At 57.6% G+C, this 19,330-nt stretch carries 23 protein-coding genes; all 23 read left to right on the top strand.

Annotation, left to right across the window (positions count from 1 at the left end; genetic code table 11):
• The first annotated feature begins 77 nt into the window (after nucleotides 1–77).
• Nucleotides 78–2,891 carry an LPXTG cell wall anchor domain-containing protein gene (locus RQ593_RS03475; RefSeq protein ID WP_311449837.1) on the top strand — a complete coding sequence of 938 codons (2,814 nt, stop codon included), beginning with the start codon at nucleotides 78–80 and terminating at the stop codon, nucleotides 2,889–2,891.
• A gap of 1,692 nt (nucleotides 2,892–4,583) precedes the next feature.
• Nucleotides 4,584–4,955 carry a 50S ribosomal protein L14 gene (gene rplN / locus RQ593_RS03470; RefSeq protein WP_005504986.1) on the top strand — a complete coding sequence of 124 codons (372 nt, stop codon included), beginning with the start codon at nucleotides 4,584–4,586 and terminating at the stop codon, nucleotides 4,953–4,955.
• Between the two features lie 3 nt (nucleotides 4,956–4,958).
• Nucleotides 4,959–5,294 carry a 50S ribosomal protein L24 gene (gene rplX, locus RQ593_RS03465; RefSeq protein ID WP_005504988.1) on the top strand — a complete coding sequence of 112 codons (336 nt, stop codon included), beginning with the start codon at nucleotides 4,959–4,961 and terminating at the stop codon, nucleotides 5,292–5,294.
• On the top strand, nucleotides 5,294–5,854 hold the full coding sequence (rplE, locus tag RQ593_RS03460; RefSeq protein ID WP_005505001.1) for a 50S ribosomal protein L5: 561 nt from the start codon (nucleotides 5,294–5,296) through the stop codon (nucleotides 5,852–5,854). Before rplX ends, rplE begins: the two co-directional genes overlap by 1 nt.
• A gap of 73 nt (nucleotides 5,855–5,927) precedes the next feature.
• On the top strand, nucleotides 5,928–6,326 hold the full coding sequence (rpsH, locus tag RQ593_RS03455) for a 30S ribosomal protein S8 (RefSeq protein WP_005505003.1): 399 nt from the start codon (nucleotides 5,928–5,930) through the stop codon (nucleotides 6,324–6,326).
• Nucleotides 6,327–6,353: 27 nt separating this feature from the next.
• Complete coding sequence (gene rplF / locus RQ593_RS03450; RefSeq protein WP_005505004.1) at nucleotides 6,354–6,890, top strand: 50S ribosomal protein L6; 537 nt, start codon at nucleotides 6,354–6,356, stop codon at nucleotides 6,888–6,890.
• A gap of 2 nt (nucleotides 6,891–6,892) precedes the next feature.
• The gene (gene rplR / locus RQ593_RS03445) at nucleotides 6,893–7,252 is read left to right on the top strand and encodes a 50S ribosomal protein L18 (RefSeq protein WP_005505006.1); all 360 of its coding nucleotides are present in this window, start codon (nucleotides 6,893–6,895) and stop codon (nucleotides 7,250–7,252) included.
• 29 nt (nucleotides 7,253–7,281) lie between these two features.
• Nucleotides 7,282–7,926 carry a 30S ribosomal protein S5 gene (gene rpsE, locus RQ593_RS03440; RefSeq protein ID WP_171840195.1) on the top strand — a complete coding sequence of 215 codons (645 nt, stop codon included), beginning with the start codon at nucleotides 7,282–7,284 and terminating at the stop codon, nucleotides 7,924–7,926.
• Nucleotides 7,927–7,928: 2 nt separating this feature from the next.
• Nucleotides 7,929–8,135: a 50S ribosomal protein L30 gene (rpmD, locus tag RQ593_RS03435; RefSeq protein WP_004005265.1), complete on the top strand. Its 207-nt coding sequence runs from the start codon at nucleotides 7,929–7,931 to the stop codon at nucleotides 8,133–8,135.
• 2 nt (nucleotides 8,136–8,137) lie between these two features.
• Nucleotides 8,138–8,584, top strand: a complete 447-nt coding sequence (gene rplO, locus RQ593_RS03430) for a 50S ribosomal protein L15 (protein ID WP_005505008.1) — start codon at nucleotides 8,138–8,140, stop codon at nucleotides 8,582–8,584.
• Between the two features lie 281 nt (nucleotides 8,585–8,865).
• Nucleotides 8,866–10,173: a preprotein translocase subunit SecY gene (gene secY / locus RQ593_RS03425; RefSeq protein ID WP_070633781.1), complete on the top strand. Its 1,308-nt coding sequence runs from the start codon at nucleotides 8,866–8,868 to the stop codon at nucleotides 10,171–10,173.
• Entirely contained in the window at nucleotides 10,170–10,733 is a 564-nt protein-coding gene (locus RQ593_RS03420; RefSeq protein ID WP_070633782.1) for an adenylate kinase, read from the top strand. Before secY ends, RQ593_RS03420 begins: the two co-directional genes overlap by 4 nt.
• A gap of 120 nt (nucleotides 10,734–10,853) precedes the next feature.
• Entirely contained in the window at nucleotides 10,854–11,693 is an 840-nt protein-coding gene (map, locus tag RQ593_RS03415) for a type I methionyl aminopeptidase (RefSeq protein WP_070633783.1), read from the top strand.
• 122 nt (nucleotides 11,694–11,815) lie between these two features.
• Nucleotides 11,816–13,030 carry a 23S rRNA (adenine(2503)-C(2))-methyltransferase RlmN gene (gene rlmN / locus RQ593_RS03410; protein WP_044150213.1) on the top strand — a complete coding sequence of 405 codons (1,215 nt, stop codon included), beginning with the start codon at nucleotides 11,816–11,818 and terminating at the stop codon, nucleotides 13,028–13,030.
• Between the two features lie 286 nt (nucleotides 13,031–13,316).
• Nucleotides 13,317–13,538 (top strand): translation initiation factor IF-1, encoded by a 222-nt coding sequence (infA, locus tag RQ593_RS03405; protein ID WP_005505018.1) that lies wholly within the window; start codon nucleotides 13,317–13,319, stop codon nucleotides 13,536–13,538.
• A 124-nt stretch (nucleotides 13,539–13,662) separates the two neighbouring features.
• Nucleotides 13,663–13,776 carry a 50S ribosomal protein L36 gene (rpmJ, locus tag RQ593_RS03400; RefSeq protein ID WP_004005257.1) on the top strand — a complete coding sequence of 38 codons (114 nt, stop codon included), beginning with the start codon at nucleotides 13,663–13,665 and terminating at the stop codon, nucleotides 13,774–13,776.
• Nucleotides 13,777–13,955: 179 nt separating this feature from the next.
• Nucleotides 13,956–14,324, top strand: coding sequence for a 30S ribosomal protein S13 (gene rpsM / locus RQ593_RS03395; protein ID WP_005505026.1), 369 nt, complete (start codon nucleotides 13,956–13,958; stop codon nucleotides 14,322–14,324).
• A 68-nt stretch (nucleotides 14,325–14,392) separates the two neighbouring features.
• On the top strand, nucleotides 14,393–14,800 hold the full coding sequence (gene rpsK, locus RQ593_RS03390) for a 30S ribosomal protein S11 (RefSeq protein WP_005505028.1): 408 nt from the start codon (nucleotides 14,393–14,395) through the stop codon (nucleotides 14,798–14,800).
• A 138-nt stretch (nucleotides 14,801–14,938) separates the two neighbouring features.
• Nucleotides 14,939–15,931, top strand: a complete 993-nt coding sequence (locus RQ593_RS03385; RefSeq protein ID WP_005505031.1) for a DNA-directed RNA polymerase subunit alpha — start codon at nucleotides 14,939–14,941, stop codon at nucleotides 15,929–15,931.
• Nucleotides 15,932–16,036: 105 nt separating this feature from the next.
• A complete protein-coding gene (gene rplQ, locus RQ593_RS03380; RefSeq protein ID WP_070633784.1) occupies nucleotides 16,037–16,690 on the top strand; it encodes a 50S ribosomal protein L17 in 654 nt (217 codons plus the stop codon).
• A gap of 171 nt (nucleotides 16,691–16,861) precedes the next feature.
• Entirely contained in the window at nucleotides 16,862–17,827 is a 966-nt protein-coding gene (gene truA / locus RQ593_RS03375; protein ID WP_070831742.1) for a tRNA pseudouridine(38-40) synthase TruA, read from the top strand.
• A gap of 364 nt (nucleotides 17,828–18,191) precedes the next feature.
• Complete coding sequence (gene rplM / locus RQ593_RS03370) at nucleotides 18,192–18,635, top strand: 50S ribosomal protein L13 (RefSeq protein WP_005505035.1); 444 nt, start codon at nucleotides 18,192–18,194, stop codon at nucleotides 18,633–18,635.
• A gap of 32 nt (nucleotides 18,636–18,667) precedes the next feature.
• Entirely contained in the window at nucleotides 18,668–19,159 is a 492-nt protein-coding gene (rpsI, locus tag RQ593_RS03365) for a 30S ribosomal protein S9 (RefSeq protein ID WP_005505036.1), read from the top strand.
• The last annotated feature ends 171 nt before the right edge of the window (nucleotides 19,160–19,330 follow it).

Genomic DNA, 19,330 nt, shown 5'->3' with positions numbered 1-19,330 from the left:
ATAGGGGCTTAGCTACGCATCTTCCGGAGGTTGCACGACCTTTGGAGAAGTACCACTACACATCATCGAGGATCAGCATGACTTCTTCACCCAAGCCCTCACGTAAGCTGCTCGCCATTGCTGGCGCACTTTCCGTTGTCGCAGGTTCTTTCGCTGCGGTTCCCGCTACCTTTGCGGCAAACGTCTCCGCGTCTGTCCCCGGAGGAAACTCCCAGACCTCTGCTGAGGAATGCCGCCACATCGCAGTGAGCGCTACCCAGTACCAGGGCCTGCCCGGCCAGTACCAGCTGGCATACTCGGCAGCAACCTCCTCCCTCTACACCTCCTTCTCCTCCGGCCGCCCGCCGGTACTGACCGGTGGTGTCGGCACCTGGAACGTTGCATCCACCCCGAGCCTCTCCACTGTCTACCAGTTCCCGACCACTGACTTCACCGCTCGTGGCGCTACCGCACCGACCGGTAAGCAGATCGAATCTCCCTACGGTATTGCCTACGACGAAGCAACCGGATACGTATGGGTGACCCAGACCCGCGTCAACAAGGTATCTGTCTTCGATCCCGCGACCAACAAGATTATCTGGAGCAGCGCAGAAGGCGAGGTCAACCACCCGCGCGAGGTACGCATCGATCCCTCCAGCGGCAAGGTCTTTGTCTCTGGCTCCGGCGGCATTAGCGTCTTCGACACCACCCTGCACGCTCTGGTCAAGAAGATTGAATTCACCGATGCCAAGGGCGAATCTGACATCGCAATGAACATGCACGTGGACTCCGCCGATGGCAAGCTCTACGTTCCTTCCCTGAGTGCCGGCACCGTGAAGGTAATCGACACCAAGAGCTACGAGGTTGAGAAGACCATTCAGCTGCACAAGGACAATGCTGAAGCCGACCTGAACGCCTCTGACGTCACCATCGACAAGTCTCTGAAGGAAATCTACGTTAGCTCCCAGGGTGACCGTAAGGGCACTAACTCCGGTATCACCGTCTACGACCTGGAAACCGGCGCCTACAAGAAGACCATTCCTTTCGGCTCTCAGGCTCTCGCCCTTGCCTCCGACGAAGCCCGTGACCTGCTGTACGTGACCGATTACGGTACCGGCAACGTCGGCGTTGTTGACGCACGCACCGGCACCGTTGTGTCTCAGGTGTCCACCGGCGCAACTAGCGGTGCGAATGATGTTCTGGTCACTGCAGACGGTAGCGTATACGCTGTAGCACGTAGCATCGAAGGCGCTTCCGCCATTGAAACGAACTACACCATCGATAAGACCACCGGCGAATACCGCACCTCTAGCACCGAGCCCAAGGGCAAGGACAACGCAGATTCCCCGATTACCCCCGGCGTCATGGTGAAGATCAGCACCACCGTTGAAACCACCGCAAAGCCGGCAGTGCAGACTGCTTCTGAAGAACTGGTGAAGACCTACGCTGACGGCGCTAAGCTCTACGCTGTGAAGGACTGGACCACCGGCGAAACCCTGAAGTTGCGTGGTGAAGGTTTCAAGACCCAGGACGGTTCGAAGGGCTCCGTGCTCGCTGTCAAGCTGAACAAGGGTCGTATCTCCGCTAAGGAAGAGCCGAAGTTCAACGGTGTTGAGGGCAACAGCGCAGGTGTTTGGGCATACATCCAGGCAGACGAGAACGGTAACTTCACCGCTGAGTTGCCGTACCCGACCACCGAGAACTCCAACCTGACGGAAAACCTGAAGAGTGGCGACAAGGTGTCGGTCTTCCTGCTCTCCGGCTCCATTGTTGAAGGTGACACTCCTCGCGGTGGTGAAGCGCTCTCCGCAACTGTTGCAGAGAAGAAGGCAGACACCGCTGAGACCTGCGCACCGGCAGAAACCACCCAGGTCGCTGCTACTCCTTCTGGCGTGACTACCACTTACCCTGCCGGCACTAAGCTGAGCCTGCCGGATAGCGAACAGCCCACCCCGGCTCCGAGCGAGTCTGCTAAGCCTGAGCCGACCACTCCGGCTCCGAGCGAGTCTGCTAAGCCTGAGCCGACCACTCCGGCTCCGAGCGAGTCTGCTAAGCCCGAACCCAGCACCCCGGCACCGAGCGAGTCTGCTAAGCCCGAGCCGACTACCCCGGCACCCTCCGAAAGCGCAAATTCCAATGAGGTTGTGCACGAGTACAAGGACGGCGCTAAGGTCTACTTCCCCAAGACCTGGGACGGCCAGAAGCTGACCTTCCGCGGTGAAGGCTTCAAGACTCTGGACGGTAAGGGTTCTGTTATCGCCGTCAAGCTGAACAAGGGCGCTATTTCCGCGAAGGAAGAGCCCAAGCTCGAAGGCGTTGAAGGCAATAGCGCAGGCATCTGGGCATACATCAAGGCGGACGAAAACGGTAACTTCACCGCAACCATCGACCGCCCCACCGTGGCAAACTCTAACCTGACTGAAGAACTGAAGACCGGCGATAGCGTTGCTATCTACCTGCTCTCCGGTTCCCTGGCGGAGAATGATAACGCACGTGGTGGCGTCGCCGTAGAGTACACCTTCAGCACCGAAAATCAGGTACCTGCACCTAAGGTATCGGAGCCGAAGGCATCCGAGTCGGCTAACGCACCTGTAACTAACCCCTCTGCTGCTCCGTCTGCACCAGCAGATTCTAAGGAACAGGCAAAGGACCAGCCTGCTAAGGATCAGTCCAAGGCTCCCGTGGACTCTATGAATTCCGAGACCCAGAAGAAGGACAACACCGCCCCGAAGACCTCCGGCTCTTCGTCGCAGAATGTCACTTCTTCCAGCAACGGCTCCACCTCTTCGAACTCCTCGAAGTCTTCGCTGGCTAACACCGGTGCTTCGGGCGTCGTCGTTGCAGCCGGAATTGGTGTTCTTGCCCTGGTCGTTGGCGCAACTGTACTGGTAGCACGTCGCCGCAAGGCATAGTCCGTACCCCACGGCAGCCCACGCTACTACCGCTCGGTAGTAGCGAAAGAGGTAGACCGGGAACTGCTAGATATTCAAGCACCCGATTGACTCTCTGAAACTGCCAATACATGTTGAAAGGGGCGGTACCCATCAAAGCGATGGGTACCGCCCCTTTCAGTGTGTCCATATGCCTGTTATTTAGGCGGAATGCCTAGAGCAGGGTCAGAGGTAGCAGCGGGGAAGAGGGAATGAGTAGAGATGGAGGAAGGCGAGGCGCCCCCCTGTACTAGCCCCGCCTATATTTGACGAGTTAACAGCCCCCAGAGAATGAAATGTAGGGTTCTAGCGCCTCAGATATAAAGAAAACCCGCACCGAAGTGCGGGTTTAGTGTCAAAGCGAGGTTCGGTCCCTAGACAAACGGATTAGCGAGGAAAAAGGGACCCAAGAAATCTGTCCGATAAGGACCGAACCTCTTATTTGACGCATGCGTCTCTTCTATTATGGTACATCTCGCTGATTTTCGCACCTCGAAGCGCGTTTATTACCAAAAAACTTGTTTTTTGAAAAAACGACCCTTAATTTCTAAATTTTTAAGCAGATTTTTTCAGAACACTACTTTGATGGGGGTTCAGGGGTGACGAAATATTACGAAATCCATACCTCTAGACGCCTCGGAATAAGCTTATAAATTCCATAAGCTGTCACATTCTCTAGATTGATGTCTATTATAGTGATTGTATGTAGAATGAGAAGCTTTCATTGAGCAAATCTGCCTTACTCAGAGCCTGGGGGAGAGCGTTATATGCTACCGGTATAGAGTGTCTCAATCATGAGCGGTGTAGTGCGTGGCCTGTGCTAGAAAAGCCTCAACATGGAGGATAGGAGTGTCTTGCTATCGATAAGACAGGGAGGGTATCTCGCAGCTGAGGTTCCCTACGTGCTGGATGTGCGCTCTGGCAAATACTACGAGGCTGCAGAAGAGAACCGGCCGGGAGAAGAACCTCACCCTATCATCCGTGACGGTATCGCGAAAGTATATGTGCCCTAGCTGTTGGACGAAGATCAGCTGATATATCAACGTAGTGCGTGCCGTGCTCTAGTGCTGTGTGCACGCTTGCGGGGTGGGGGAGTTGGGCCGTCGTGGTCTCTCGCTAGCCCTACGGCAAGTCTGTCGTGGAGGAACATTAAAGCGTAGTAAAATATAAATATCTATCATCCTTGTTTGACATATTGTTTGATAGATTTCTCGAGGCCCCTTCAGTTTCTTATGCGTCAGGAACTACACGAAGGGGCCTCCTGCTTTAAGTGTCAAATAAGGGGCCTTCTCGATCGATGCTGATGTGGGATATGGGGTTTTTGCTCCCTAAACCCGGCTATCTCCAGGGATAGGGTGGGGGAGACTGAAATCATAATCAGCAAACTCTTGCGCTACATGCCTGCCTCCTGTACAGTGTTAAGACTGTGTGGCTATATCCAAGTGGCCGCACAACCACGGGCTTCTCGTGCCAGTGCATAATGCCGCTACTTACGGGTGGGATACGCCCGCTTCACGCGGGTCCAAATGCTTCTGGCATGGGTTTGCCCCAGGCGTTTCCGCTAACCCCTTCCGCAGAGATGGGGCCCGGGGCGTCAACCAATCCCGTAAAAATGTTCCGCAAGGCTGGCTCGCGCCTAAGGCGAGTCGGAACCGGCGAGACGACAGGAGAAATATGATTCAGCAGGAGTCGCGACTGAAGGTCGCCGACAACACTGGTGCGAAGGAAATCCTGACCATCCGTGTTCTCGGTGGTTCCTCGCGTCGCTACGCAGGCATTGGCGACATCATTGTCGCAACCGTCAAGGATGCAATCCCCGGCGGTACCGTAAAGAAGGGTGACGTTGTCAAGGCAGTCGTCGTCCGCACCAAGAAGGAAACCCGTCGTCCCGACGGCTCCTACATCAAGTTCGACGAGAACTCCGCAGTGATCCTGAAGAACACTGATGGTGATCCCCGTGGTACCCGTATCTTCGGCCCCGTGGGTCGTGAGCTTCGCGACAAGAAGTTCATGAAGATCGTTTCGCTGGCTCCGGAGGTGCTCTAATTCATGGCTAAGATCAAGTCCGGCGACCTGGTTCAGGTTATTTCCGGTGCAGATAAGGGCAAGCAGGGCAAGGTTCTGAAGGTTCTCCCCAAGGAAAACCGCGTGATTGTTGAGGGCGTCAAGGTCGTCACCAAGCACACCAAGGCTAACCCCCTGACCGGCGCAGCAGGCGGCATTCAGAAGGTTGAGGCACCGATCCACGTTTCTAACGTTGCGATTGTTGACCCCGAGACCAAGAAGCCGACCCGTGTTGGTTTCCGCCTCGAGACTGTAGAGCGTGACGGCAAGGAGCGCACCGTTCGCGTGCGCGTTGCTAAGCGTTCGGGTAAGGACATCTAATGACCGAAACCAAGATCACCCCCCGCTTCAAGACCAAGTACGCTGAGGTCGTCGTTCCCGCTCTGCAGGAAGAGTTCAAGTACGAGAACGTCATGCAGACCCCGAAGATCGTTAAGGTCGTCGTAAACATGGGTGTCGGCGAGGCAGCTCGCGACGCAAAGCTCATGGATGGCGCAATCCGCGATCTCACCGCAATCACCGGTCAGAAGCCGATTGTTACCCGCGCTAAGAAGTCCATCGCACAGTTCAAGCTGCGCGAAGGTATGCCCATCGGCGCACACGTCACCCTGCGTGGCGACCGCATGTGGGAATTCCTGGACCGCCTCGTCACCCTGGCACTGCCCCGAATCCGCGACTTCCGCGGCCTCTCGGACCGCCAGTTCGACGGTAACGGTAACTACACCTTCGGTCTGACCGAGCAGTCCATGTTCCACGAAATCGATCAGGACTCGATCGACCGCGTGCGTGGTATGGACATCACCGTGGTGACCTCCGCGAAGACCGACGAAGAAGGCCGTGCAATCCTGAAGGCACTGGGCTTCCCGTTCAAGACCAACTAACGACTACGTTGTAGGTCCAGACCCCGTTACCGCGGGGTAGGGAAACCACAACGAGGAAGGGCTAAAGCCCACAATGACTATGACTGATCCGGTCGCAGATATGCTGACCCGTTTGCGTAACGCAAACTCCGCATACCACGACACCGTATCCATGCCCTACTCCAAGCTGAAGGCTCGCATTGCAGAGATCCTGAAGGCTGAGGGCTACATCGCCGACGTGAAGGTTGAGGATGCAAAGGTCGGCAAGACCCTGACCCTCGTCCTCAAGTACGGTCCGTCCCGCGAGCGTTCCATCGCTGGCGTGCGTCGTATTTCCAAGCCGGGCCTGCGTACCTACGCAAAGTCCACCAACCTGCCCCAGGTTCTGGGTGGCCTCGGCATCGCAATCCTGTCCACCTCTTCGGGTCTGCTCACTGACAAGCAGGCAGCGAAGAAGGGCGTGGGCGGCGAAGTCATCGCTTACATCTGGTAGTCGGTTAGAAGAGAAAGGAAGAGAATAATGTCACGTATTGGACGTCTCCCCATCTCGGTTCCCGCCGGCGTTGAGGTTAAGGTCGATGGCAACCTGGTCACCGTTAAGGGCCCGAAGGGCGAGCTCTCCCACAAGGTAGCTTCCCCCATCACCGTGGCTCTGAACGAAAACGAGATCGTTGTATCTCGTCCGAACGACGAGCGCCTGTCTCGCTCGCTGCACGGTCTGACTCGTACCCTGATTCAGAACCTGATTATCGGCGTTACCTCCGGCTACGAGAAGAAGCTGGAAATCGTTGGTACCGGTTACCGTGTGACCCCGAAGGGTAACGACCTGGAGTTCGCTCTGGGCTACTCCCACCCGATCAACATCACCGCTCCCGAGGGTATTACCTTCGCAGTGGAGGGTGCTAACAAGCTGACCGTGTCGGGTATCGACAAGCAGCTCGTTGGTCAGGTTGCAGCAAACATTCGTGGTCTGCGTAAGCCCGATCCCTACAAGGGTAAGGGTGTTCGCTACGCAGGTGAGCACATCCGCCGCAAGGTCGGAAAGGCTGGTAAGTAAACATGGCTATCAAGTCGAAGGCAGCGCAGCGTGCACGTCGTCACGCTCGCATCCGCAAGTACGTTTCGGGTACCGCTGCGCGTCCGCGCCTGTGCGTCACCCGTTCGACCCGTCACATGTTCGTTCAGGTTATCGACGATGTCAAGGGCGTAACCCTGGCATCCGCTTCCACCATGGAAGCAGAGCTGCGTGCAGCTGACCTGGACAAGACCGCTAAGGCAAAGCGCGTTGGTGAGCTCGTAGCAGAGCGCGCCAAGGCAGCTGGTGTTGAGGCAGTCGTGTTCGACCGCGGTGGTAACAAGTACCACGGCCGTGTTGCAGCCGTTGCTGACGGTGCACGCGAGGGAGGTCTTGCACTCTAATGAGCGAGCAGAACGTAAAGGAAACTCAGGTGAGCGAAGCAGTAGTAGCTGAAACCGCTGAGACCTCCAACCAGCGCGAGGAGCGCCGCAACAACCGCGGCGAGCGTCGTGGCCGTGGTGAGCGCCGTAACAACCGCGCTCGCGAGGAGGAGAAGGACAAGTACATCGAGCGCGTTGTGACCATCAACCGCGTTTCCAAGGTCGTCAAGGGTGGTCGTCGCTTCAGCTTCACCGCACTGGTCGTCGTTGGTGACGGTAACGGCCTGGTCGGCGTTGGCTACGGTAAGGCTAAGGAAGTTCCCGCAGCAATCTCCAAGGGTGTCGAGGAAGCAAAGAAGAACTTCTTCCGCGTTCCCCGCATCGAAGGCCGCACCATCCCGCACCGCGTGCAGGGTGAGGCAGCTGCAGGCGTTGTGATGCTCCGTCCGGCAACCGCTGGTACCGGTGTTATCGCAGGTGGCCCCGTGCGTGCAGTACTCGAGTGCGCAGGCATTCACGACGTGCTGTCCAAGTCGCTCGGTTCCTCGAACCAGATCAACATCGTTCACGCAACTGTTGCAGCACTCAAGGAGCTCGAGGAGCCCCTGGCAGTGGCAGCCCGCCGTGGCCTGCCCACCGATGAGGTTATCCCCAGCTACCTGCGCAACACCAAGTCTGAAAAGGCAGGTGCGTAGTAATGGCCAAGCGTATTCAGCCCAGCGACGCAAAGCTGGAAATCACCCAGGTCAAGTCCTATGTTGGTCAGAAGCAGAACATGCGCGACACCCTGCGTTCCCTGGGCCTCAAGCGCCCCGGCAACAAGGTAGTCCGCACTGCTGACCCCGTCACCGTTGGCATGGTTAACACCGTTGCTCACCTGGTGAAGGTTGAGGAGGTCAAGTAAAGATGGCAGAAGCTATCAAGATTCACGATCTGCGCCCGGCACCGGGTGCCCACAAGGCAAAGACCCGCGTTGGCCGCGGTGAAGGCTCCAAGGGTAAGACCGCAGGTCGCGGTACCAAGGGTACCAAGGCACGTTACCAGGTTCGTGCAGGCTTCGAAGGCGGCCAGCTGCCGCTGCACATGCGCCTGCCGAAGCTGCGCGGCTTCAAGAACCCCTTCCGCACCGAGTACCAGGTTGTTAACCTGGACCGCATCCAGGAACTGTTCCCCAACGGTGGCGATGTCACCGTCGAGGCACTGGTTGCTAAGGGTGCCGTTCGCAAGAACGAGCTCGTGAAGGTTCTGGGCAACGGCGAAATCTCCGTCAAGGTGAACGTTGTTGTCGACAAGGCATCGGCTTCCGCTATCGAGAAGATCGAGGCCGCTGGCGGTTCTGTAACCGTTAAGTAGTCTTCAAGACGAGAAAGCCCCCGTCCGTACACTGTACGGCGGGGGCTTTTTGCTGCTTGAAAAGATTCACAACAGGGCTATATTCCTGTATTTGCATATTTGAGCGCTTGGTGTGCGCCACATTTTGTGCTCAAAAATCACGCTAAGAGAATATAAAAGCTACATAATCTGCTAGGGAGTTATCGTTACCCGCTCCAAACACGATAGACTGGAAGATGTGTTTACTGCGCCCTAAAACTCTTTGAGAGGGATGGGCGCCCCATAGACTTACAGGAGGACATGTGCTGAGCGCATTCGGGCGAGTCGTTAAGACCGCCGATTTGCGGCGTAAGCTGCTGTTTACCCTGGCAATGATTGTGCTGTACCGCGTGGGCACTTTCATCCCCGCGCCAGGCGTTTCCTACGGAAACGTACAGCAGTGTCTGAACGCCAATGTTACGAGCGGTGGCGTCTACGATATCGTCAACCTCTTCAGCGGTGGCGCACTGCTGCAGCTTTCGATCTTTGCCCTCGGCGTGATGCCGTACATTACCGCGTCCATTATCATCCAGCTGCTGCGCGTGGTCATCCCGCGATTCCAGGAACTGCACGATGAAGGCGCGCAGGGTCAGGCAAAGCTCACCCAGTACACCCGCTACCTGACCATCGCTCTTGCTCTGCTGAATGCAACCACCATCGTCTCGATGGCACGCTCCGGCGTTCTGCTGGGTAACTGCCCCGGCATCATCCCCCAGGACGACGTACTGCACATCCTGCTGATTATCGTCACCCTGTGTGCGGGTACCACCGTCATCATGTGGATGGGCGAGCAGATTACCGAGCGTGGCGTCGGCAACGGCATGTCCCTGCTGATCTTCACCTCCATCGCTTCCTCCTTCCCGAGCGCTCTGGGCTCTATCCAGCGCACCCACGGTTGGGGTATCTTCGCGGCTGTCTGCGGTATTGGCCTGCTGGTCATGCTCGCGGTGGTCTACGTGGAACAGTCCGTTCGCCGTATTCCCGTGCAGTACGCAAAGCGCATGATTGGTCGACGCACCATTGGTGGCACCAGCACCTACATCCCGCTGAAGGTCAACATGGCCGGCGTGATTCCGCTGATCTTCGCCTCCTCCCTGCTGACCCTGCCCGGTCTGATTGCCCAGTTCAACACCCCCACCAACGGCTCCACCCCGCCGGACTGGGTTAACTGGATTAACGCATACCTGGTGCGTGGCGACCACCCGCTGTACATTGCTCTCTACTTCTTCATGATTATTGGCTTCGCCTACTTCTACGTGGCGGTCACCTTCGACCCGGTGGAAGTAGCGGACAATATGAAGAAGTACGGTGGCTTCATCCCCGGTATTCGTGCCGGTAAGCCGACCGAGCGTTACCTCAGCTACGTACTCAACCGAATTACGTTGCCTGGCGCACTTTACCTGGGTGTAATTTCCATGATTCCCCTGGTAGCGCTTATCCTATTCAACGCAAACCAGAATTTCCCGTTCGGCGGCGCCTCGCTGCTGATCGTGGTGGGTGTTGGTCTTGATACTCTCAAGCAGATCAACGCTCAGCTCCAACAACGAAACTACGAAGGACTGCTCCGATGAACCGTCTGCTCATCGTCGGCCCTCCCGGTGCAGGTAAGGGCACCCAGGCCGTCAAGATCGCTGAAGCGCTGAAGATTCCCGCAATTTCTACCGGCGATATCTTCCGTAAGAACATCAAGGAAGAGACCGAACTCGGTAAGGAAGCGAAGTCGTACATCGACTCCGGTAACCTGGTTCCCGACTCTGTCACCAACAACATGGTGCGTGCACGCCTGGACGAAGGCGACGTCGTCAACGGCTTCCTGCTCGACGGCTACCCCCGCAACACTGCACAGGTGCACGAGCTGGACTCCATCCTTGAAGCTAAGGGCGAGAAGATCGACCGCGTTCTGCTGCTCGTTGCAGATAACGACGAACTCGTCGAGCGTCTGCTCAACCGTGCAGCTGAGCAGGGTCGTACCGATGACAACGAAGAAGTCATCCGTCACCGCCTGAAGGTCTACGAAGAGGAGACCGCGCCGCTGATCGCAATCTACCGCGAACGCGGCATCGTCAAGGAAGTTAACGGCCTCGGCGAGATTGCTGAAGTCACCGAGCGCATCCTCGACGCTCTGAAGTAATCTTCTGCTGTACCCCCGCAATTTGAGGTGCATGATGCATCACAAAAACTTGCGGGGGTACAGTGCTGTCTGTAGAGTTCTAAGCTTGGGCATACCGCCCCATACACCTAAGGAGCCAGAATGGCACGAGTCGAAATCAAAACCAATGCACAGCTTCAGCAGATGGCTCGTGCAGGTGTTATCACCAGCCGCGCACTTGACGCGGCCGTAGCGGCAGCCCGCCCCGGCGTAACTACCGCAGAGGTGAATGCCGCCTTTGAACGCACCCTGCTGGAACTGGGCGGTACCTCCAACTTCTACGGCTACTACGACTACCCGGCAACCGTATGCACCTCCGTCAACCACGAGGTCGTTCACGGTATCCCCGGCGACTACGTTCTCAAGGACGGCGATATCCTCTCCATCGACGGTGGTGCATACGTGATTGACCCCGCCACCAACCGCCAGTGGCACGGCGACTCGGCACGTACCGTTCTGGTCGGTGACAACGTAAGCGAAGCGCGCGCGGAGCTCTCTGCCGTGACCCGCGAGGCGATGTGGCACGGTATCGCGGCTCTCGCGACCGCAAAGAAGGTCGGTGAAATCGGTCTGGCTATCGAAGCATACGTGACCGAAGAATACGGCGATAAGTACGGCATCATTGAAGACTATGTGGGCCATGGCATCGGCTCGCAGATGCACATGGCTCCGGATGTGCTGAACTACGCTGTGCGTGACATGGGCCCGAAGATTAAGCCCGGTATGGCTTTCGCTATCGAACCGATGCTCGTCACCGGTTCCATCGAGACCAAGGTGCTCTCCGATGACTGGACCGTTGTGACCGTTGACGGCTCCGATGCATGCCAGTGGGAGCACTCCGTTGCTGTGCACAGCGACGGCATCTGGGTTCTGACCGCAGAAGACGGCGGCGCCAGCGAACTTGCTCGCTTCGGCGTAACCCCGGTTCCGATTCCCGCCTAAGCCCCACCACTGGGGGAGGGGAACACCTTTAGTTGCCCCACCTCCACCCGAAGAAACCGGCGAATCCGGTCCGGTGCGTGATAGCGCATCCGAAAGCATCCACATCACAAGGAAGAAGCTCCATGAGCGAAACTCTCAATAGCGGCGAGGCAACCGCGCCCGCTGCGACCAAGGTGCCGGTTGAAATCTCGAACGTTCGCCCCGCACCCGGCCAGATTGCCCTGAAAGCACCGCGCCGTGCGAAGCCGCCCAAGCACATCGCTGACTTCGATATGGCTGGCCGCCGCGAATTTCTGAAGGAACTGGGCTACCAGTCGTTCCGTGCGTCCCAGCTGTCCAAGCACTATTTTGAGCGTCTGGTCACTGATCCCGCCGAGATGACTGACCTGCCGGCTAAGGATCGCGAGCAGATGGTTGCTCAGGCGATGCCCCAGCTTCTGACTCCGGTCCGTACCCTCGAGGCTGACGGTGGCGACACCCTGAAGGTTGTGCACCGCCTCTTTGATGGTGCGCTCATTGAGTCCGTCATCATGCGCTATGACAACCGCGTGACCATGTGCATTTCTTCGCAGGCTGGCTGCGGTATGAACTGCCCCTTCTGTGCAACCGGTCAGCAGGGTTTGACCCGTAACCTCTCTACTGCAGAAATTGTGGAGCAGGTCGTAGCTGGTGCCCGCTACCTGAAGCAGATGAAGGGTTTGGAAGAAGCAGAAGGCGGTTCTGAGGATACTCGTCCTCTGCGTGTTTCCAATATTGTCTTCATGGGTATGGGTGAGGCGCTCGCTAACTACAAGGCAACTATGGGTGCTGTGCACCGCCTGATTGACCCTTCGCCCGAGGGCCTCGGTATTTCTGCTCGTGGTCTGACCATGTCGACCGTGGGTCTGGTACCCGGTATTCGTAAGTTTGAGCTGGAGAAGCTGCCCATTACTTTGGCGCTGTCTCTGCATGCTCCGGATGATGAGCTGCGTGATGAGCTAATCCCGATTAACCAGCGTTGGAAGGTTGACGAGACTCTGGACGCTGCGTACGACTACTACCGTACGACCGGCCGCCGCGTCTCTATTGAGTACGCGCTGATTCGCGATATTAACGATCAGGGCTGGCGTGCGGATTTGCTCGGTAAGAAGCTGGCTCAGCGCGGCCGCGGCTGGGTGCACGTGAACCCGATTCCGCTGAACCCGACCCCGGGTTCGAAGTGGACAGCATCCCGTAAGGGCGTTGAGCAGAACTTTGTGGAGCGTCTGCGTGCCCACGGTATTCCGACGACTATTCGTGATACTCGCGGTTCCGATATTGATGGTGCATGCGGTCAGCTGGCTGCTAAGGAAGACTAAGTAGCTGAGCTGTGACCGGTGAACGGTGCCCCTTTCCTGCGGAGGGAAGTCATGAAGACTTTCAGGAACGTGGGGGAGGGGCTTCTTCCTTTTAAACATTAAGTGCCTGATGTCATAAAAATCACGGTTGTTTTTCCATGGTCTTTGCCGTAGAGTTAACAGTTGGTTGTTTGTGCCAGTGTTAAGTGCGCCTTAAAACGCCCTAGCACCTCACCGAGGTGAGCTCACAAACAGAAGATACAATTGCCCGCCGCACCTGCGACGGGCACCGACGTTAGCGGAGGATATGGCTAAGAAAGACGGCGTCATCGAGATTGAAGGCTCTGTGGTTGAAGCTCTGCCCAACGCGATGTTCCGTGTTGAGCTGGATAACGGCCACAAGGTTCTCGCACACATCTCGGGCAAGATGCGTCAGCACTACATTCGCATCCTGCCTGAGGACCGAGTAGTAGTGGAACTGAGCCCCTACGACCTTTCCCGAGGTCGTATCGTCTACCGTTACAAGTAAACCCGAGATAAACGTCGCCCCTGGCGGCGTTTAAATCGTGTTCAAAGGGATAACGCAGTTCCCCAACGTAAGTGAGGGAACCTCTTATCTCGCCAGTAATCAAGTTGCAATCAAAAGGAATGCGATGAAGGTCAAGCCGAGCGTTAAGCCGATCTGCGATAAGTGCAAGGTGATCCGCCGTCACGGTGTGGTCATGGTGATCTGCGAAAACCCGCGCCACAAGCAGCGCCAGGGCTAATCCCTAGTAGCTGACTTCATAACCGCTCCAACAGAGGGCGGAATTGTCATAGGCACCGCTCCGAAGCAACGCCCACGAGGCGACTTCGGATACCTCCGGACTCAGAGGCCGGGGACCGGGTCAGAACAACCCGGGCAGTGATGCTATAGACCTCTGGAAAACAACAAGGAGAAGCCAGTATGGCACGTCTCGCTGGAGTTGATATTCCCCGCGAAAAGCGCGTGGAAGTTGCTCTCACTTACATCTACGGCGTGGGCAAGACCCGTGCACACGAAACCCTCGCTGCTACCGGCGTCAACCCTGACACCCGCGTCAAGGACCTGACCGACCAGGAGCTCGTGGCACTTCGTGACTTCATCGAAGGCAACTACAAGGTTGAAGGTGATCTTCGCCGCGAGGTTGCAGCTGACATCCGCCGTAAGGTTGAAATCGGTTCCTACCAGGGCCTGCGCCACCGCCGCGGCCTGCCGGTTCACGGTCAGCGCACCAAGACTAACGCACGTACCCGTAAGGGCCCGAAGCGTACCGTCGCAGGTAAGAAGAAGTAAGACACGTTGCTCTGTTGGATATCTCTATCCGACCAACGTATAAGTAAACCTTTGTAGGAGAATCAAAAATGCCTCCCAAGACTCGCGCTGCGGCAGCTCGTAAGACCAACCGCCGCAAGGTTAGCAAGAACATCGTTGCTGGTCAGGCTCACATCAAGTCGACCTTCAACAACACCATCGTCTCCATCACCGATCCCACCGGTGCAGTGATCTCCTGGTCCTCCGCTGGCGACATGGGCTTCAAGGGCTCCCGTAAGTCCACCCCCTACGCCGCACAGCTGGCTGCTGAGGCTGCTGCAAACCGCGCCAAGGAGCACGGCGTCCGCAAGGTTGACGTGTTCGTCAAGGGCCCCGGTTCCGGTCGCGAAACCGCAATCCGCTCCCTGCAGGCTGCAGGCCTCGAGGTCGGTTCGATCCAGGACGTTACCCCCGTTGCTCACAACGGTTGCCGTCCCCCGAAGCGCCGCCGCGTCTAATTAGGTCTCTGACCTAATCCCTCGAAGGGTACACTCCACGGAGTTGTACCCGGAGAGCACAGACACCCGTCTGCTTCCTAAGATATGTTTTCCCCAACCTGTGGGCTCATATAGCGGAGCTCACCGAAAGGAAACAAAGTGCTTATTGCACAGCGCCCCACTCTGACTGAAGAGGTCGTAGCGCCCAACCGCTCGCGCTTCACCATCGAGCCTCTGGAGCCCGGTTTCGGCTACACCATGGGTAACTCCCTCCGCCGTACTCTGCTGTCCTCCATCCCCGGCGCCGCTGTTACCAGCGTCCGCATTGATGGCGTACTGCATGAGTTCAGCACCGTTCCCGGCGTGACCGAGGACGTCACTGAGATCATCTTGAACATCAAGAAGCTCTCCATCTCTTCTGAGAACGACGAGCCCGTCGTGGCCTACCTGCGCAAGCAGGGCGAAGGTGAACTGACCGCAGGCGACATCGAGGTTCCCGCTGGCGTGGAGATCCACAACCCGGAACTGCACCTGGCAACCCTGAACGCCTCGGCAAACTTCAACGCTGAGCTGGTTATCGAGCGCGGTCGCGGCTACGTGACTGCAGCTCAGAACAAGGTCGGCGATGGCGAGATTGGCCGTATTCCGGTTGACTCCATCTACTCCCCGGTTCTGAAGGTTACCTTCAGCGTGAACGCGACCCGTGTTGAGCAGCGCACCGACTTCGACAGCCTGACCCTGGACGTCGAAACCAAGGAAGCCATCGCACCGCGTGACGCCGTTGCTTCTGCAGGCAGCACCCTGGTCGAGCTCTTCGGCCTGGCACGTGAGCTGAACATTGCAGCTGAGGGTATCGAAGTTGGCCCGTCGCCCGCCGACGAGTCCATGGCCGCCGATCTGGCACTGCCGATCGAGGACCTGAACATGTCCGTCCGCTCCTACAACTGCCTCAAGCGCGAGGGCATCCACACCGTGGGTGAGCTCGTGACCCGCAGTGAAGCTGACCTGATGGACATCCGTAACTTCGGTGCTAAGTCCATTGACGAGGTCAAGGCAAAGCTCATCGAGCTCGGCCTGGCTCTGAAGGACTCCCCTCCCGGTTTCGAGCCTGCTGCACGCCCGCTTGATGACGAAGACGGTTCCGGCGAATAATTTCGACCGAATAGTTCACCCGGTTCCACCGGGATCAGTCAAACTTGATTCCCTAAGAGGCTCCGCTGCTGGGGCGTTAGGGAACGCAACTATGGAGATTTAACTATGCCTACTCCCACTAAGGGTCCCCGCCTCGGCGGTTCCCCGACCCACGAGCGCCACATGCTCAACAACCTGTCGGCGCAGCTGTTCCAGCACAAGCGCATCACCACCACCCTGACCAAGGCAAAGCGCCTGCGTCCGGTGGCAGAGCGCTTCATCACCTTCGGTAAGAAGGGCGACCTGGCTGCTCGCCGTCGCGTGCTGCGTTCCATCACCGACAAGTCCGTCGTGCACGAGCTCTTCACCGTTATTGCTCCGGCAATGGCAGAGCGCCCCGGTGGTTACACCCGCATCATCAAGATCGGTAACCGTAAGGGTGACAACGCTCCCATGGCAGTCATCGAGCTCGTCATGGAGCCCGTTGCAACCAAGGGTGCAGTTGCTGAGGCAACCAAGGTTGCTGAGAAGGCAGCTGAGGCTCCCAAGGCTGAAGCAGCTGAGGGCCTGCCCGCAGGTTCCCACGCACCCCTGGAGTCCGGCGAGGCTCCCGAGGGCTTCGAGGTTAAGGGTAACGCCGATTCCATGAAGTACCACGTGCCCGGTTCCCGCTGGTACACCAGCACCAAGGCTGAAATCTGGTTCGACTCCGCTGAGTCGGCAGAGGCTGCAGGTTACGCCCCCGCAGGTGGCGCAGCAGCACAGAAGGTTTCCGAGTAATACGGATCCCAGCTGATCTAGGCTAAGCCTAAATATGTCAATCCGCCGTCCACTGCTGTGGGCGGCGGATTGGTGTATCTGCATACTTAAGAGGACACGGTTCTTTGCGTATTCGCTATCCAAGAGCCGGTCCGTATTCTTCAACCGTCCGCTACTGCTGAAAGGCACACAATGCATAACGCTACTGCTTTAGAGAATCACGAAGAGCCGCTCTTCATCGCTACGCACCGCGTGCGCATTGATTGCGCTTACGACGGTTCCCTTTTCAGTGGATGGGCTGCCCAGCCGAACCTGGTCACCGTGCAGGGAGTCATTGAGAACGCCCTTGAACTGATTTTGCGTGTACCTCACCGCGTGGTGGTCGCGGGTCGAACCGATGCCGGTGTGCATGCGGAAGCCCAGACCCTACATTGCGATCTGAGTGATGAGGACTGGACTCGCCTGCAGGGGCGAACCGGGGAAGATGACCCGACGGCTGCACTGGGGCGCCGCCTCACCGGTGCTCTTCAGCGATGCCTTTACGATGCGGAAGAACAACTCAACCTGCCGAAGAACGTTCGCGGTATTTTGCAGGGGGCTATTCAGATTCACCGCGTGAGCGAAGTGCCCTTCGATTTTGATGCGCGCTTCTCAGCTACCGGCCGCCGCTATGTTTACCGCATTGCAGATGGTGCAGCGGACGGTCTTAACCCCCTGCACCGTACCTACACCTGGGCGGTACCCGAGCACCTGGATTGTGTTGATCTGAACGAATCGGCACAGCAACTACTCGGCCTGCGCGATTTTCTCTCCTTCTGCAAACCCCGTGAAGGCGCGACCACCATTCGTGAACTGCGGGAACTCAGCTTTACCCGCACTGAAAACGGGCTGATTGAGGTACGCGTAGTGGCTGACGCCTTCTGCCATCACATGGTGCGTTCACTTGTCGGCGCGCTGGTTCTCTACGGTACGGGCAAACGCGACGCCGCCTGGCTGCGAGAGCGGATCGAGAACCCGGGACGCGAGGCTTCGCTGACTCTGGCGCCTCCGCATGCGCTCGCTCTGGCTGAGATTTACTACCCTGTTCCTGAGCTCTACGGTGTGCAGGCGGAGCGTGCTCGAGCAAAGCGCGAGGACCACGAAGCACAGAGCGCTTAACGCCCTGTGCATATTGAACCTCGTCACTTTGCTCATGCTCCACGAAGCACCGCGGGGGAGCGCAACTACCGCGGGGGAATTACACGGATGGAATTTAAAATGTGTTTAAGGCAAAAAAGCCCTATTTTTAAGGCTTTGGCGGTGGATTAAGCACTCGACGTCCTGTATAGTCTTGATATGTTGTGCGTGTTCTACCCGAGCGCGCTCTAAATCGCTGTCTAGTTGCAGGACGTTAAGGCGGTATAGAGTACGGGCAGAACGGGCGGCAGCTCGGTCCTCACCCGGGTGTTCGTCATGCACGTAAGTAAAAGGCGCGATACCCAACTAAGCGCCGTATGTACATTTCGAGACAAAGGCCAATATTTTGCGCACTTATACTCCCAAGCCCGGCGAAGTCGAGCGCCAGTGGCACGTCATTGACGCCACCGACGTTGTTCTCGGCCGCCTCGCAAGCCAGACCGCTATCCTGCTGCGCGGTAAGCACAAGCCGACTTTTGCTCCCCACGTTGACACCGGTGACTTCGTTATCATCGTGAACGCTGAGAAGGTCGCCCTGACCGGTGCAAAGCTCGAGCAGAAGCGTGCATACCGCCACTCGGGTTACCCCGGCGGTCTGAAGTCCGTGAACTACGCAGAGCTGCTTGAGACCAACCCCGTTCGCGCGGTTGAGAAGGCTGTCAAGGGCATGCTGCCCAAGAACAAGCTTGCTGCACAGCAGCTCAAGAAGCTGAAGGTCTACGCTGGCCCCGAGCACCCGCACGCGGCACAGCAGCCCAAGACCTACGAATTCAACCAGGTCGCCCAGTAATTCGGGCCTACGAAGAAACAATAGGAGAAATCGTGGCTCAGAACGAAGAGCAGATCGTAGTCGAGGAAGAGCTGACCAGCTACACCTCGGAGTCCGCTGCCCCCGCAGCGGCTAAGGCAGCACGTCCGGCCCTGACCGTTGCAGGCGCAGCAGTTGGTCGCCGCAAGGAAGCAGTGGCACGCGTTCGCGTTGTGCCCGGTTCCGGCAACTGGACCATCAACGGCCGTAGCCTGGAAGACTACTTCCCCAACAAGCTGCACCAGCAGGACGTCAACCAGCCCTTCAAGCTCCTGGAGCTCGAGGGTGCATACGACGTCATCGCACGCATCAACGGTGGTGGCCCCTCCGGTCAGGCAGGTGCTCTGCGCCTGGGTATCGCTCGTGCACTGAACGAGATCGACCGCGAGAACAACCGCCCCGCACTGAAGAAGGCTGGCTACCTGACCCGTGACGCACGCGTCATCGAGCGTAAGAAGGCTGGTCTTAAGAAGGCACGCAAGGCTTCGCAGTTCTCCAAGCGTTAATCGCTGGTTTTCACGAAGCGTTACGCCCCGCTTCTCCTTCGGGAGAGTCGGGGCGTTTTGCGTATCTGCTCACCGTGAGCGTTACAAGGTTATAGGGTGCATATAACTGTTACGTTTGTTCATCGAAGAGCACACCGGTAGAGTTAAAGAGTCAAAGCAGACAGGAAGAAA

Origin of the sequence: uncultured Rothia sp., assembly GCF_963507905.1 — a bacterium.
GTDB lineage: Bacteria > Actinomycetota > Actinomycetes > Actinomycetales > Micrococcaceae > Rothia.
The sequence above is the reverse complement of the archived record's forward strand: the minus strand, read 5'-3'. Positions and strand labels throughout refer to the sequence as shown.

What these genes read in the sequence shown, in the direction of transcription:
- RQ593_RS03475 (WP_311449837.1), top strand. Translation starts at nt 78, where the DNA reads ATGACTTCTTCACCCAAGCCCTCACGTAAGCTGCTCGCCATTGCTGGC.
- rplN (WP_005504986.1), top strand. Translation starts at nt 4,584, where the DNA reads ATGATTCAGCAGGAGTCGCGACTGAAGGTCGCCGACAACACTGGTGCG.
- rplX (WP_005504988.1), top strand. Translation starts at nt 4,959, where the DNA reads ATGGCTAAGATCAAGTCCGGCGACCTGGTTCAGGTTATTTCCGGTGCA.
- rplE (WP_005505001.1), top strand. Translation starts at nt 5,294, where the DNA reads ATGACCGAAACCAAGATCACCCCCCGCTTCAAGACCAAGTACGCTGAG.
- rpsH (WP_005505003.1), top strand. Translation starts at nt 5,928, where the DNA reads ATGACTATGACTGATCCGGTCGCAGATATGCTGACCCGTTTGCGTAAC.
- rplF (WP_005505004.1), top strand. Translation starts at nt 6,354, where the DNA reads ATGTCACGTATTGGACGTCTCCCCATCTCGGTTCCCGCCGGCGTTGAG.
- rplR (WP_005505006.1), top strand. Translation starts at nt 6,893, where the DNA reads ATGGCTATCAAGTCGAAGGCAGCGCAGCGTGCACGTCGTCACGCTCGC.
- rpmD (WP_004005265.1), top strand. Translation starts at nt 7,929, where the DNA reads ATGGCCAAGCGTATTCAGCCCAGCGACGCAAAGCTGGAAATCACCCAG.
- rplO (WP_005505008.1), top strand. Translation starts at nt 8,138, where the DNA reads ATGGCAGAAGCTATCAAGATTCACGATCTGCGCCCGGCACCGGGTGCC.
- RQ593_RS03420 (WP_070633782.1), top strand. Translation starts at nt 10,170, where the DNA reads ATGAACCGTCTGCTCATCGTCGGCCCTCCCGGTGCAGGTAAGGGCACC.
- map (WP_070633783.1), top strand. Translation starts at nt 10,854, where the DNA reads ATGGCACGAGTCGAAATCAAAACCAATGCACAGCTTCAGCAGATGGCT.
- rlmN (WP_044150213.1), top strand. Translation starts at nt 11,816, where the DNA reads ATGAGCGAAACTCTCAATAGCGGCGAGGCAACCGCGCCCGCTGCGACC.
- infA (WP_005505018.1), top strand. Translation starts at nt 13,317, where the DNA reads ATGGCTAAGAAAGACGGCGTCATCGAGATTGAAGGCTCTGTGGTTGAA.
- rpmJ (WP_004005257.1), top strand. Translation starts at nt 13,663, where the DNA reads ATGAAGGTCAAGCCGAGCGTTAAGCCGATCTGCGATAAGTGCAAGGTG.
- rpsM (WP_005505026.1), top strand. Translation starts at nt 13,956, where the DNA reads ATGGCACGTCTCGCTGGAGTTGATATTCCCCGCGAAAAGCGCGTGGAA.
- rpsK (WP_005505028.1), top strand. Translation starts at nt 14,393, where the DNA reads ATGCCTCCCAAGACTCGCGCTGCGGCAGCTCGTAAGACCAACCGCCGC.
- rplQ (WP_070633784.1), top strand. Translation starts at nt 16,037, where the DNA reads ATGCCTACTCCCACTAAGGGTCCCCGCCTCGGCGGTTCCCCGACCCAC.
- truA (WP_070831742.1), top strand. Translation starts at nt 16,862, where the DNA reads ATGCATAACGCTACTGCTTTAGAGAATCACGAAGAGCCGCTCTTCATC.